Below are 14,046 nucleotides of genomic sequence, written 5' to 3'. Positions count from 1 at the left end.
GCGCATGAATCACAGCATCCGCCTGAGACCCCTGGAGCGCGAAGATCTGCGCTCCGTGCATCTGCTCAACAACAATGCCGCCATCATGCGCTACTGGTTCGAGGAGCCTTACGAGACCTTCGACGAGCTTTCCGCGCTCTATGACGCCCACGTGCACGACCAGACCGAGCGCCGCTTCATCGTCGAGCACCAGGGCGATCGCGCCGGTCTCGTCGAACTGGTGGAGATCGACCTGATCCACCGGCGCGCCGAGTTCCAGATCATCATCGCCCCCGAGCAGCAAGGCCAGGGCATCGCAGCCCAGGCAACGCGGCTGGCGCTGGACTATGGCTTCAAGACGCTCAACCTGCACAAGATCTTTCTCCATGTGGACCAGGAAAACGAGAAGGCCATCCACATCTACGCGCGCATAGGCTTCGTGCAGGAAGGCGTGCTGATCGACGAGTTCTTCGCCAACGGCCAGTACCGCAACGCCATCCGCATGTACCTGCTGCAAAACGACTACCTGCAGGCACAGGCCGGCATCGGCACCTGAGCGCGGACCTTCATCCTTTCGGCGGCCTCTTCCTGGCTGCCGTCTCGTTGAGGGCGGCTGCCTCGCGCACCAAGTCCTTGAACGCTTGCGCATCGATCTCCTCGCCCTCGCGGATATCGATGGCACGGCGCACCTTGCCTTCAAGGCTGGCGTTGAACAGGTGCTGCGGGTCGGCCAGCGATGCGCCTTTGGGAAAGGTGAGCTTCACGGCCGATTGGTAGGCCTCGCCCGTGCACAGAATGCCGCTGCACGACCAGACCGGCACCGACCATTTCCACTCTTCCGCCACGTCCGGAAGCGCTTGCACGATGAGCCGGCGCACATGCGCCAGCACCTCGCCGCGCCAGCCGCCCAGCTCGGCAATGCGCTGGTTGATCAATACGCTGGCCGACGCGGCCGCCTCGGGCGAAACTGTCTTGATCATCCATGTCTCCCAAAGTGATGCATGTTCGATCACAAGACAGGCCAAGGCAAGACCACAGGGAGAAGGCACAAACAAAAAAGCCTTCTGAGTGATCAGAAGGCTTTTTGCATTCCATCTGGCAATGGAAAATTGGTAGGCGCGATTGGACTCGAACCAACGACCCCCACCATGTCAAGGTGGTGCTCTAACCAGCTGAGCTACGCGCCTGTGTTTGTTCGAGAAAGCGATTCTAGCACGGCTTTTTCAGCCTCCAGGCAAAAATGCCTGAACATGCTCAACGCCGCCGCGCCGAACGCACGCCCGCCACGGCGGCCACGATGCCCAGCACCTTGCTCAGGCGGCCCGAATCGGCCACCTCCACGGTGAAGGTCATCCAGGCCGTTCCCTTGACGGACTGGGTCTGCACGCCAATGACATTGGTCTTTTCGCGCGCAAAGACTTCCGAGATATCGCGCAGCAGGCCCTGCCGGTCGGCTGCCTCCACGGACACATCGACCGGGTAGACGGCCGAGGCCACGGTGGCCGCCTTGGGCTGGCCCCAGGCCACGTCGATCACGCGCTCGGAATTGCGCGCCGCCATCTCGCGGAAGTTGGAGCAGTCGGAGCGGTGCACGCTCACGCCCTTGCCGCGCGTGACGAAGCCCCGGATGTCGTCCGGCGGCGCAGGCTTGCAGCACTTGGCCAGCTGGGTCATCAGCGAGTCCACGCCAACGACCAGCACGCCGCCCTTGGGCGAGTCCGTGCCGCGCGCCTTGCGCACGAGGGTGAATTCCTCGGGTTCCTCCTCCACCTCGGCGGGCCGCAGCACGGTCTCGATATTGCGCAGCGAGTACTCGTCCTTGCCGACGACCTCGAACAGCGCATCTGCCGACTTGAAGCCCAGCTGCACCGCCAGTTCCTCCAGCTTGACGGCCGTCTTGCCCTCGCGCTGCAGCAGTTTCTCGACCGCCTCGCGGCCGCGCGCCACGGTCTCGTGCGTGGCCTGGGCATTGAACCAGGCGCGCACCTTGGCCTTGGCGCGGTTGCTGGTCAGATAGCCCAGGTCGGCATTGAGCCAGTCGCGCGAGGGGCGGCCTTCCTTGACCGTGGTGATTTCCACGGTCTGGCCGTTTTGCAGCGGCGTGTTCAGGGGCACCATGGCGCCGTCCACGCGCGCGCCACGGCAGCGGTGGCCCAGGCTGGTGTGCACCGAGTAGGCAAAGTCCACGGGCGTTGCGCCCTGCGGCAGCTCGATGACGGCCGCGTCGGGCGTGAGCACGTAGATGCGGTCCTCGAACAGGCCGCGATGGTGCGCACCCGCCAGGTCGCTGCCCCAGGCCAGCAGCTGGCGCAGCACGGCGATCTTGGCGTCGTACTCGCTGCTGGCGGTGACGCCCGCGTATCCCTTGGTGCCCGCCTCCTTGTAGGCCCAGTGGGCGGCCACGCCGTGCTCGGCATGGTCGTGCATGGCCTGGGTGCGGATCTGGATCTCAATGGCACGGCCCGTCTCGTCGCGCACTACGGTGTGCAGCGACTGGTAGCCGTTGGGCTTGGGCTTGGCGATGTAGTCGTCGAACTCCGCCTCGATGGGCGTGAACTGCTCATGCACCCAGGACAGGGTGGCGTAGCAGTCCTTGATCGTGGGCACGACGACACGCATGGCGCGGATGTCGAAGACCTGGTCGAAGTTCAGCGACTTGCCGCGCATCTTCTTGACGATGCTGTAGATGTGCTTGGGCCGGCCCTGCACGGTGGCGCTGATGCTGTGCGCACGCAGATCGGCCTCCAGCCGCGCCCGCATCTGCTCCATGTAGGCCTCGCGCTCCACGCGCTTTTCATCGAGCAGGCGGGCCACTTCACGGTAGGTCTCGGGCTCCAGGAAGCGCAGGGACAGATCTTCCAGTTCCCACTTGATCTGCCAGATGCCCAGGCGGTTGGCCAGCGGCGCGAACACCGTCAGCGCCTCGCGCGCAATACCGGGAGAGACCGGGCGCTTGCTGGCCGCGTAGTAGCGCAGCGTCTGCAAGCGCGAAGCCAGCCGCAGCAGCACGACACGCAGATCGCGCGAGAAGCCCAGCAGCATCTTGCGCACGTTCTCGGTCTGCGTGGCCTCATCGTCCAGATACTGGCCGCCCAGCTCGGCGCCGCGCGCCTGCTGCTGCACGCGCATGAGCTTGTTGGTTTCCACGGCCAGGGTGGCGAAATTCTCGCCAAAGGCCTTGGCGATCACTTCCTGCGGACGATTCAGGTGCACGCTGGCATGCACCAGATAGATCGCCGCCTGCATCGTTTCGGAGCCACCGATGGTCTTGAGGATGGCGGCCACCGCATCGGCATGGGCCATCGTGTTCTCGCCGGACTCCATGGTCTCGGTGGCGATCAGCGGCTCGGCAAAGGTGCGCGCGCGGGCCAGCGCGTTGACCTGTTCGGGCAGGGTCTGCGACGTGGCCGTGATCAGGTGCGGCAGAACCGCCGGCACCTGGCCCGGCGCGGCTGCGGCGGGCGAAGGCGCCTGCACGGCGGCCTCGCTGCTGGCGGTCTTCATTCGTCACTCTCCCTGGCCTGCTCGGCAAGATTCATGGTGCTTGGCAAGCGCTCTTCTCCCCATAAGAACCGGCACAGCAAGGCCACCTGCCCTGCTGCGACGAAGGTGGGCGCATGCCCCACCCCTTCAAATTCCACGCAATGCGCCTTCGGGCCGCGCTGCGCCATGGCCTGCGCCGTGGCCGCAGTCAGCAGATCGGACTGCGCACCACGAACTAGCAAGACGCGTGCCTTGATCTGGTCATACAGCTGCCACAGCAGCGCTTCGCCGGCCTGGGCCATCTCGGGCGTCATCTGCTGCAGGGACACTGCAATCTGAGGGTCATAGTGCAAGACAAGGCCGCCATCGGCGGCCGGGCGCATCATAGGTCGCGTCAATCGCAACCATTGCCCTTCGCTATGTGGGCCGAAGCCTTCGGAAATCAAGAGCAGCGCATGGGCTGCCTGTTCAAGATTTTCAAAATGCACGCCCTTGCCCAGGTACTGACCTATGCGCTCCAGGGCGGACCACTCGATGACAGGTCCCACATCGTTGAGCACCAGCCTGCGGATGGGCGCCGGCAGCGGCAGGCCCGGCTGGCCCGCAAGCGCCATGCCGATCAGCCCGCCCATGCTGGTGCCCACCCAATCCAATTGTTCGACAGGCGCCTGCGCATGCACCTGGGCCAGCAAGGCCAGCATGTCGGCTGCGTAAAGAGGCACCTGGTAGGCGGCCGGATCCTGCAGCCAGTCGCTTTCGCCACGCCCGACCACATCGGGGCAGATCACGCGGGCGCGTTCGCTGAGCCGCTCGGCCAGCACGTCGAAGTCACGCCCCTGGCGCGACAGGCCGTGCACGCAGACCACGACATGGGGATGGTTCGGATCGCCGGTGCGATTCCATTCCCAATAGGCCATGCGGTGCGACGCATTCTCTTGAGCAGCCGGGCTGGCAGTACGGCTCCAGGGTGAGGCACGCCCGGCAACTGCCGGGCAGGATACGTAGTTCAGCGTAGGATGATTCATGGAAACGCATTCGCGGAGCCGGCGCCGATAATGGCTGTGTTGCATCGTACATTCATTCGGAGACTCTCTATGTTGAAAGGCAAGACCGCCCTCGTGACCGGTTCGACCAGCGGAATCGGCCTCGGGATCGCGAAGGCGCTGGCCCGCCAGGGCGCCAATATCGTGCTCAATGGTTTCGGCGATGTGGACGGCCCCCGTGCCGAAGTGCTGGCCGCAGGCCAGGCCGCCGGCGCCCAGGTCGCCTACCACGGTGCCGACATGAGCCGCGTGGCAGACATCGAGGACATGGTCCAGTACAGCGTGCGCAATTTCGGCCAGATCGACATCCTCGTGAACAATGCCGGCATCCAGCACGTGGCGCGCGTGGAAGACTTCCCGCCCGAGCGCTGGGATTCCATCATCGCCATCAACCTGTCCAGCGCCTTCCACACCTCGCGCCTGGTCCTGCCCATGATGCAGGCGGCCGATGGCGGCAAGGGCTGGGGCCGCATCATCAACGTGGCTTCGGTGCACGGCCTGGTGGGCTCGGCGCAGAAGTCCGCCTATGTGGCGGCCAAGCACGGCATTGTCGGGCTGACCAAGGTCACGGCCCTGGAGAACGCCACCTCCGGCATCACCTGCAATGCCATCTGCCCCGGCTGGGTGCTGACGCCGCTGGTGCAAAAGCAGGTGGACGCCAAGGCCGAGCAGCACGGCATCAGCAATGAAGAAGCCAAGAAGCTGCTGCTGGGCGAAAAGGAACCCTCGATGCAGTTCACCACGCCCGAGGAGCTTGGCGAGCTGGCCGTGTTCTTCTGCTCGCCCGCTGCCGCCAACGTGCGCGGCGTGGCCTGGAACATGGATGGCGGCTGGGCTGCGCAGTAATCGCGGCCAGATAGAACCACTGCCAAAAAAGGAGCGCCACGGCGCTCCTTTTTTCATGGATGGGTCACCCGGTCAGTACATCTGCACCGAGCCCGACACGTGGACCATCACCTGCGCCTTGCCCGCTTCCACGGACACGGCATCCATTTCCGCGCCGGCGGCCTTGGCGGACATGGCCATCATGCGCGGACGCGGCATGGGCACCGAGGTATCGCTGCTGCTCACGTTGACCTCGCGCAGGCTGTAGTTGGCAAAGCCGAAGCTCTTGGACAGCGTGGTGGCACGCTGCTTGAACTGCTCGATGGCCTTGGCCTGGGCCTCGCCCTCGACCTTTTCACGGGCCTCGCGCGACAGGCCGAAGCCCACTTGCGACAGCGTCATGTCCTGCACCTGGGCCGCCGTCTGCGTGATGCGCGCGAAGTCGCGGCCCTGCAGAAGAATCTCGGCGCGGCCCTGCCAGCCTTCCACCTTGTTGTCCTTGCCATAGCGCGGATAGATGCCGAAGCTGCCGGTGCTCACATCCATCTGGCCCGACTGGGCGCTGCGCTTGGTCACTGCCATGGCGGCCTCGACCACTTTCTGCAGCTGGGACTGGACCGTGGCCGCATCGCGCCCTTCGCGCGTGGCCGACAAGGTGGCGGTCAGCAGGTCCTGCACCACATCCACCGAGCCTTCTGCAGACAACTGCACCACATTGGCCGGCTGTGCCTGCGCCGAGGCGGCGTTCTGCGCCCAGGCACCGCTGGCACAGACCAGCGCAGTGGCCGCGACCACGGACTTGACCCAGGGGCGGGACAGCTGTTTGGAAAGCTTGCTCATGCGTTCACCCTTTGAAATGAAAGGTAGTTCAGGGATACAACTGCATGCCGCCCTTTCGCTACGGCATGCCGCCAGATGGTGACAGGTGTGGAGCCGTTCAGGCCTATTCGCTCCGTCATTCACAACATTATTGCAACGATAAATGCATCAAAGCGGCAAACCCATAGTTAAATATTCTAAAGACACATTTTCCGTTCTAAATTTAAACGCAACATCTGTAACACACGGCAAAAGTTCGGGGTTTTGACCAGACTTTTCAGCGCAAGCTGGTAACAATGGCGGCTGTTACAAATGACCGACCGAGGATGAACATGGCCACTACGACCAACCGCACCGACAAGATCCTGGTGGTGGATGACGATGCGCGCATCCGCGACCTGCTGCGCCGCTACCTGACGCAGGAAGGCTTCGAGATCATGATTGCCGAAGATGGCAAGGCACTGAACCGCATCCTGCTGCGCGAAACAGTGGACCTGATCGTGCTTGACCTGATGATGCCCGGCGAGGATGGCCTGTCCATCTGCCGCCGCCTGCGCTCGGCCAATGACCGCACGCCCATCATCATGCTGACCGCCAAGGGCGAGGATGTGGACCGCATCGTGGGCCTGGAAGTGGGCGCCGACGACTACCTGGGCAAGCCCTTCAACCCCCGCGAACTGCTGGCGCGCATCCATGCCGTGCTGCGCCGCCGCCCGCCGCAGGAAGCGCCGGGCGCGCCTTCCGGCGACAACGAGGTGGTGAGCTTCGGCCCCTTCACCTTCGACCTGGGCACGCGCGTGCTGCAAAAGAACGGCGAGGAACTGCCGCTGACCACGGGCGAATTCGCCATGCTCAAGGCCCTGGTGCGCCACCCGCGCCAGCCGCTGTCGCGCGAGAAGCTGGCCCTGCTGGCGCGCGGCCGCGAGTTCGAGCCCTTCGACCGCAGCCTGGACGTGCAGGTCTCGCGCCTGCGCAAGCTGATCGAGGAAGATGCCGCCGCACCGCGCTATATCCAGACGGTCTGGGGCGTCGGCTATGTGTTTGTACCGGACGGCGCGAACTGAAATGCATCACCCCCTGAGGCGCTGCGCGCCTTCCCCCTCTCTCGCTCCGCGGGAGGGGGACGACGCCCTCGCCGCGAGGCGGCTCTTGCTCGGCGTCCCTGGGTTGGGGCAGTAACGTTTTATGTGCCGTTGACAATGCGCAGCGCCAAAACCTCACCCTGTCGACCGAGACAACCGGTAACGCAGGCTGGCCGGCACAGGCGTAATCTCGCAGCCGGCCCCTAGAATGACGAACCGCATTCCATGAGTTCCTTCACCGTCCCGCCCCACGACGCCACCAGCCCTGCGCCGCTCGACTACGAGCGGCGCATGACTGCGCGCTCTCCGCTGGGACTCAATCTTTTCTGGCGCACCTTCTGCCTGCTGGCCCTGCTGCTGGTGGGCAGCATCCTGGCGTGGCTGCAGACGCTGCGTGCCTTCGAGTTCGAGCCGCGCACGCTGCACACCGCCCAGCAGATTGCCTCGCTGGTCAACCTCAGCCGCGCGGCCCTGGTGCATTCGGATGCCATCAACCGTGTCTCGCTGATCAAGACCATGGCCGACCAGGAAGGCGTGCGCATTCTGCCGCGCGAGCCTGGCGACAGCTTCGAGCTGCTGGACCAGAGCACGCTGGGCAAGCGCCTGACCGAAGAACTCACGCGCCGCCTGGGCTACGGCACCATCGTGGCGCGCAGCGTCAATGGCGAACCGGGGCTGTGGGTGGGCTTCACCATCAATGGCGACCGCACCTGGCTGCTGATGGACCGCTCGCGCTTCACGCCGGCCAGCGGGCGCACCTGGCTGATCTGGCTGATCACGGCCGGCCTGCTGTCCCTGGCGGGGGCGGCAGCCATCGCGCGCCTGATCAACCGGCCGCTCAAGCAGTTGAGCTATGCGGCCAACCGCGTGCGAGATGGCGACTTTGACGCCAGCCAGCTCGACGAGGAAGCCGTCACCAGCGAGATCCGCGAGGTCAACATCGGCTTCAACCGCATGGCGCAGAAACTGGCCCAGCTGGAGCAGGACCGCGCGGTGATGCTGGCTGGCATCTCCCACGACCTGCGCACGCCGCTCGCCCGCCTGCGGCTGGAGACCGAGATGAGCGTGGTGGACGACGTGGCGCGCGAGCACATGGTGGCCGACATCGTGCAGCTTGACGCCACCATCGACAAATTCCTGGACTACGCCCGCCCCGACCATGTGACCCTCAACCCGGTCAACCTGCATGCCGTGGTGTCTTCCTGCGTCTATGCGGTGCAGGACCACCGCGAGCTGCAGATCAGCATGGCCGTGCCCGAAGGCGTCTATGTGCTGGCCGACGAGGTGGAACTGGCGCGCGTGATCTCCAACCTGTTCGAGAACGCACGCCGCTACGGCAAGACGCCCGAGACCGAAACCACGCATGTGGACGTGACGGCATCGGAGCGCGAAAGCTGGGTCGTGATCCGCATCCGCGACCATGGCCGTGGCGTGCCGCCCGAGCAGCTGGCCAGCCTGACCCAGCCCTTCTTCCGCGGCGACTCCGCGCGAACGGCCGCAGCGGGCGCGGGCCTGGGCCTGTCCATCGTGGACAAGACGGTGCAGCGCATGGGCGGCGTGTTTGCGCTGTCCAACTCCTCCACGGGCGGGCTGGTCGCCCATGTGCAGTTGCAGCGTGCCTCGGGCGTGGCCAAGGGTGCCGAGCCCGAGCAGCGTCTGCAGCGCCCGCAGATCAAGCGCCAGCTGCCCCGCGTGCGCAGGACGGCGCCCTGGACGGAGAGGACTGAGCACGCAGCGCGCGTTCGTCAGATGCGTTCGGCAGATACAAAGGCCCCGGCCGATCGGTCAACGATCGCCGGGGCCTTTTGCCAAGGGGACGGCACCCCGCTGGTCAGGCGCGGAACAGCAAGGCGGCGGCGCGCGCCTCCATGGCCTGTTGCTGGCCCACGGGCCCGAGCTTCTCGGCCGTCTTGGCCTTGACGTTGACCTGGTCCAGCGCCAGCCCCAGCGCCGTGGCGATGCGCTCGCGCATGGCAGGAATGTGCGGCGCCAGCTTGGGGGCCTGGGCAATGATGGTGCTGTCGATGTTGCCAATCTCCAGGCCCGTGGCGCGCACGCGGCGCGCAGCTTCCACCAGCAGCACCAGCGAATCGGCGCCGCGGAATTCGGGGTCGGTGTCGGGGAAATGCCGGCCGATGTCGCCCAGCGCCGCGCCGCCAAGAAGCGCGTCGGTGATGGCGTGCAGCAGCACGTCGGCATCGGAATGGCCCAGCAGCCCCAGTTCATGCGGCACCTCGATGCCGCCCAGGATCAGCTTGCGCCCGGGCACCAGGGCATGCACGTCCCAGCCTTCGCCAATACGAAAATTCATGTGAAACATTCCAGGTTCAGAAAAACGGATTGCCCGACGCCTGCGGCTGGTCGCGCTTGCCCCGGTAGCGTTCCAGCGTCGCGCCATGCGCGCGCTGCGACAGCACGGCGGCAGCCAGCGCAAAGTCGTCGGGATAGGTGACCTTGAAGTTCTGCGCGCCGCCGGGCACCAGGCGCGGGCGCTGGCCCACGGCCTCCATGGCGCTGGCCTCGTCGGTCACGGCCGATCCCGCGTGTTCCAGGGCGTCGAGCAGCGGCGCGATGCGAAACATCTGCGGCGTCTGCGCCAGCCATTTGTCGCTGCGGTCCACCGTGCCCGCCACGCGCACCCCGCCAGGCCCGGTCACGGCCGTCTTGAGCGTGTCGGGCAGCTTGTGCGCCAGCAGGCCGCCCACGGCATCGTGCTCGCAGGCGTCGATCAGGGCATCGATCAGTTCGGGCGTCACCAGGCAGCGCGCGGCGTCGTGCACCAGCACCCAGTCGTGCGCGCTCGCACCGCGCGCCAGCAGCTCCTTCAGGCCGTTGGTCACGGATTCGGCCCGCGTGGCGCCGCCGCAAGCCGCCGTGGAGTAGCGCGTGGGCGACGGGCCCGGCAGGCCCTGGCGCCAGAAATCATCGCCAGGCGCGATCACCACCAGCGTGTGGTGCACGCGCGCTGTGCCCGCAAAGGCGGCCAGTGTGTGCGCCACCATGGGCGCACCGGCCACCAGGTGGTATTGCTTGGGCAGTTCAGGCGCAGGCGCATCGGGTGCGATGGCGCGCGAGCCCGTGCCCGCGCAGGGGATCAAGGCCCACAGGCGGGCCGGCTCCAGGGATGCGGGCGCAGCCGCCGCAAGCAGATCTGTCATGGTGGCGCATTGTAGTGACGGCCATGCGCCACCATGGACATGCGGGCATGCCTGCATGGCCGTCATGCGTGCTGGCTAAAATGGTTCGATACCCCTCTGCGCGTGCCGAGGGGTTTTGTCGTTACTTCGCCCAGGCGCTGCGGCGCCAACGTCCAAGCACCATGGAACTGCCCAAGCTCACTCCCGGAAAACGCTTCACCCTGCCCCGCCCCGTGGGCAGCGCCGACGCCCTGCTGCTGGCCCGCCTGGGCGAGCGCGAGAAGGCTGCTGGCCGGGTGACGGCCATCGTCACGGCCGACGCCTCGGATGCCCAGCGGCTGATCGACGAGATGGCCTTCTTCGCCCCGGGCCTGCGCTGCGCGCTGTTCCCCGACTGGGAGACCCTGCCCTACGACAGCTTCTCTCCCCACCAGGACCTGATCAGCGAGCGCCTGGCCACGCTGTGGCGCATCAACCAGCGCGACAAGGAGCATGGCGCCGACGTGGTGCTGGTGCCCGCCACCACGGCGCTGTACCGGCTGGCGCCGCCCTCCTTCCTGGCCGGCTACACCTTCGAGTTCAAGAGCGGCCAGAAGCTGGACGAGGCCAAACTCAAGGCCCAGCTGACCCTGGCCGGCTACCAGCATGTCTCCCAGGTGGTCAGCCACGGCGAGTACGCGGTGCGCGGCGGCCTGATCGACCTGTTTCCCATGGGCTCGCTGCAGCCCTACCGCGTGGATCTGTTCGACGACGAGATCGACTCCATCCGCACCTTCGACCCCGACACCCAGCGCAGCCTCTACCCCGTGCCCGAGGTGCGCCTGCTGCCCGGCCGCGAGTTCCCCATGGACGAGGACGCGCGCGCCAAGTTCCGCCAGCGCTGGCGCGAGCTGCTGGAGGGCGATCCCACGCGCAGCCGCATCTACAAGGACATGGGCCAAGGCATTGCCACGGCCGGCATCGAGTACTACCTGCCGCTGTTCTTCGACGAAACGGCCACCGTGTTCGACTACCTGGGCGCCGATGCCACCGTGGTGATGCATGGCGACCTGGAGCCGGCCTTCCAGCGCTTTTGGCAGGACACCAAGGAGCGCTTCCGCCTGGTGCAGGGCGACCCCGAGCGCCCGGCCCTGCCGCCCGAGGTGCTGTTCCTGTCCGCCGACCAGTTCTACACGCGCGCCAAGGAGCACGCCCAGCTCGCGCTGCGCCCCGGCACCGAGGACGTGGCCGACAGCGCCATCTTCCAGAAGCTGGAGGACCTGTCCGTGGTGCGCGGCGCGGAAGACCCGCTGGCGCGCCTGCAAAGGCACATTGCCAGCAGCGCCCACCGCATCCTGCTGCTGGCCGAGTCCGATGGTCGGCGCGAAAGCCTGCTGGACTTCTTCCGCGCCTCGGGCGTGAACCCGCCGGTCTTCGACTCGCTGGCCGAGTTCCAGGGCGATGCGGGCGAGAAGGTGGGCATTGCGACGGCCGGGCTGATGAACGGCTTTGCCTGGGTGGAGGAAGGCCTGGACTTCGTCACCGAGACGGAGCTGTTCGCCACCAGCCCCACGGGCCGCAGGCGCCGCCGCCAGGAGCAGGTCAGCGATGTGGAGGCGCTGATCAAGGACCTGTCCGAACTCAAGGTGGGCGACCCCGTGGTGCATTCGGACCACGGCATCGGCCGCTACCAGGGCCTGGTCAACATGGACATGGGCCAGAAGAACCCTGACGGCACGCCGGCCGTGCAGGAGTTCCTGCACCTGGAGTACGCGGGCAACGCCGTGCTCTACGTGCCCGTCAGCCAGTTGCAGTTGATCAGCCGCTACACGGGCGTCTCGCCCGAGGACGCGCCGCTGCACAAGCTCGGCGGCACGCAGTGGGAAAAGGCCAAGCGCAAGGCGGCCGAGCAGGTGCGCGACTCGGCAGCCGAGCTGCTGAACATCTATGCGCGCCGCGCCGCACGCCAGGGCCATGCCTTCCGCTACTCGCCCCAGGACTACGAGCAGTTCGCCAACGACTTCGGCTTCGAGGAAACGGCGGACCAGCGCGCTGCCATCCACGCCGTGATCCAGGACATGATCAGCCCCCAGCCCATGGACCGCCTGGTCTGCGGCGACGTGGGCTTCGGCAAGACCGAGGTGGCGCTGCGCGCGGCCTTCGTGGCCATCACGGGCGGCAAGCAGGTGGCCTTCCTCGCGCCCACCACGCTGCTGGCCGAGCAGCATTACCAGACCCTGGTGGACCGCTTCTCCAAGTGGCCGATCAAGGTGGCCGAAGTCTCGCGCTTTCGCTCGGGCAAGGAGATCACGGCGGCCGTCAAGGGCATTGCCGACGGCTCGGTGGACATCGTCGTGGGCACGCACAAGCTGCTGTCGGAGTCCACGCAGTTCAAGAACCTGGGCCTGCTGATCATCGACGAGGAGCACCGCTTCGGCGTGCGCCACAAGGAAGCCATGAAGGCCATGCGCGCCGAGGTGGACGTGCTCACGCTGACGGCCACGCCCATCCCGCGCACCATGGGCATGGCGCTGGAAGGCCTGCGCGACCTGTCCGTCATCGCCACCGCGCCCCAGCGGCGCCTGGCCATCAAGACCTTTGTGCGCAACGAGGGCACGGGCGTGATCCGCGAGGCCGTGCTGCGCGAGCTCAAGCGCGGCGGCCAGTGCTACTTCCTGCACAACGAGGTCGAGACCATCGAGAACCGCAAGCAAAAGCTCGAGGAAATCCTGCCCGAGGCACGCATTGCCGTGGCCCACGGCCAGATGCCCGAGCGCGAGCTCGAACGCGTGATGCGCGACTTCGTGGCCCAGCGCTACAACATATTGCTGTGCTCGACCATCATCGAGACCGGCATCGACGTGCCCAGCTCCAACACCATCCTCATCAGCCGCGCCGACAAGTTCGGCCTGGCCCAGCTGCACCAGCTGCGCGGCCGCGTGGGCCGCAGCCACCACCAGGCCTATGCCTACCTGATGGTGCCCGACCTGGACAGCCTGACCAAGCAGGCGCAGCAGCGGCTGGAGGCCATCCAGCAGATGGAGGAACTGGGCTCGGGCTTCTACCTGGCCATGCACGACCTGGAGATCCGCGGCGCCGGCGAGGTGCTGGGCGAGAACCAGAGCGGCAACATGATGGAGGTGGGCTTCCAGCTCTACAACGAGATGCTGTCCGAGGCCGTGCGCAGCCTCAAGGCCGGCAAGGAACCCGACCTGCTCAGCCCGCTGTCGGCCTCCACCGACATCAACCTGCACGCGCCGGCCCTGCTGCCCAACGACTACTGCGGCGACGTGCACCTGCGCCTGTCCTTCTACAAGAAACTGGCCACGGCCCGCACCAGCGACCAGATCGACACCCTGCTCGAAGAAATCGTGGACCGCTTCGGCAAGCTGCCGCCCCAGGCGCAGACGCTGATCGACGTGCACCGCCTGCGCGTGCTGTCCCAGCCCTACGGCGTGGTCAAGGTGGATGCAGCGCCCGGCGTCATCAACATCACCTTCAAGCCCCAGCCACCCGTGGACCCGATGGCCATCATCCACCTCATCCAGAAGAACAAGCACATCAAGCTGGCCGGCAACGAGAAGCTGCGCATCGAGCGTGCCCTGGACAACCCCAAGGACCGTGCCCAGATGGTGCGCGACGTGCTGCGCAGCCTGGGCCAGCCGCTGGTGGAGGCGAAGGCGGCCCAGCCCGCATAGA

The 14,046-nt window shown here is 66.4% G+C and carries 11 protein-coding genes and 1 tRNA gene; 5 read left to right on the top strand and 7 right to left on the bottom strand.

The annotated features are described in order from the left end of the window. The first annotated feature begins 4 nt into the window (after window positions 1-4). On the top strand, window positions 5-535 hold the full coding sequence (speG, locus tag BO996_RS13340; protein ID WP_012204707.1) for a spermidine N1-acetyltransferase: 531 nt from the start codon (window positions 5-7) through the stop codon (window positions 533-535). Window positions 536-545: 10 nt separating this feature from the next. Here the strand turns inward: speG and BO996_RS13335 are convergent, their stop codons facing one another. The 4 genes from BO996_RS13335 to BO996_RS13320 form a co-directional block, all read right to left on the bottom strand. Next, window positions 546-959 (bottom strand): DUF1801 domain-containing protein, encoded by a 414-nt coding sequence (locus BO996_RS13335; RefSeq protein WP_071954988.1) that lies wholly within the window; start codon window positions 957-959, stop codon window positions 546-548. 130 nt (window positions 960-1,089) lie between these two features. Further along, a tRNA-Val gene (locus BO996_RS13330) sits at window positions 1,090-1,166 on the bottom strand. A gap of 67 nt (window positions 1,167-1,233) precedes the next feature. Continuing rightward, window positions 1,234-3,483 (bottom strand): RelA/SpoT family protein, encoded by a 2,250-nt coding sequence (locus BO996_RS13325; protein ID WP_034391898.1) that lies wholly within the window; start codon window positions 3,481-3,483, stop codon window positions 1,234-1,236. After that, on the bottom strand, window positions 3,480-4,487 hold the full coding sequence (locus BO996_RS13320; RefSeq protein ID WP_170962056.1) for an alpha/beta fold hydrolase: 1,008 nt from the start codon (window positions 4,485-4,487) through the stop codon (window positions 3,480-3,482). Before BO996_RS13320 ends, BO996_RS13325 begins: the two co-directional genes overlap by 4 nt. Window positions 4,488-4,556: 69 nt before the next feature. On the opposite strand from BO996_RS13320, the gene BO996_RS13315 reads away from it, so the two are divergent. Continuing rightward, a complete protein-coding gene (locus BO996_RS13315) occupies window positions 4,557-5,351 on the top strand; it encodes a 3-hydroxybutyrate dehydrogenase (protein ID WP_012204702.1) in 795 nt (264 codons plus the stop codon). A gap of 72 nt (window positions 5,352-5,423) precedes the next feature. Here BO996_RS13315 and BO996_RS13310 read toward each other — a convergent pair whose 3' ends face one another. Next, the gene (locus BO996_RS13310) at window positions 5,424-6,170 is read right to left on the bottom strand and encodes an SIMPL domain-containing protein (protein ID WP_013803156.1); all 747 of its coding nucleotides are present in this window, start codon (window positions 6,168-6,170) and stop codon (window positions 5,424-5,426) included. A gap of 305 nt (window positions 6,171-6,475) precedes the next feature. Here BO996_RS13310 and ompR point away from each other — a divergent pair, with 305 nt between their 5' ends. Together ompR and BO996_RS13300 are read left to right on the top strand one after the other, a co-directional pair. Beyond that, a complete protein-coding gene (gene ompR, locus BO996_RS13305; protein ID WP_017404718.1) occupies window positions 6,476-7,213 on the top strand; it encodes an osmolarity response regulator transcription factor OmpR in 738 nt (245 codons plus the stop codon). A 243-nt stretch (window positions 7,214-7,456) separates the two neighbouring features. Further along, window positions 7,457-9,151 carry an ATP-binding protein gene (locus BO996_RS13300; RefSeq protein WP_232240528.1) on the top strand — a complete coding sequence of 565 codons (1,695 nt, stop codon included), beginning with the start codon at window positions 7,457-7,459 and terminating at the stop codon, window positions 9,149-9,151. Here BO996_RS13300 and ispF read toward each other — a convergent pair. Together ispF and ispD are read right to left on the bottom strand one after the other, a co-directional pair. Then, window positions 9,063-9,542 (bottom strand): 2-C-methyl-D-erythritol 2,4-cyclodiphosphate synthase, encoded by a 480-nt coding sequence (ispF, locus tag BO996_RS13295; protein ID WP_013803157.1) that lies wholly within the window; start codon window positions 9,540-9,542, stop codon window positions 9,063-9,065. The genes BO996_RS13300 and ispF overlap by 89 nt on opposite strands. Window positions 9,543-9,558: 16 nt before the next feature. Continuing rightward, window positions 9,559-10,389 carry a 2-C-methyl-D-erythritol 4-phosphate cytidylyltransferase gene (ispD, locus tag BO996_RS13290; RefSeq protein ID WP_043819361.1) on the bottom strand — a complete coding sequence of 277 codons (831 nt, stop codon included), beginning with the start codon at window positions 10,387-10,389 and terminating at the stop codon, window positions 9,559-9,561. 161 nt (window positions 10,390-10,550) lie between these two features. Here ispD and mfd point away from each other — a divergent pair, with 161 nt between their 5' ends. Further along, a complete protein-coding gene (mfd, locus tag BO996_RS13285) occupies window positions 10,551-14,045 on the top strand; it encodes a transcription-repair coupling factor (protein ID WP_034391890.1) in 3,495 nt (1,164 codons plus the stop codon). Window position 14,046 lies beyond the last annotated feature (1 nt).

Origin of the sequence: Delftia sp. HK171 (assembly GCF_001886655.1) — a bacterium.
GTDB lineage: Bacteria > Pseudomonadota > Gammaproteobacteria > Burkholderiales > Burkholderiaceae_C > Comamonas > Comamonas acidovorans.
The sequence above is the reverse complement of the archived record's forward strand: the minus strand, read 5'-3'. Positions and strand labels throughout refer to the sequence as shown.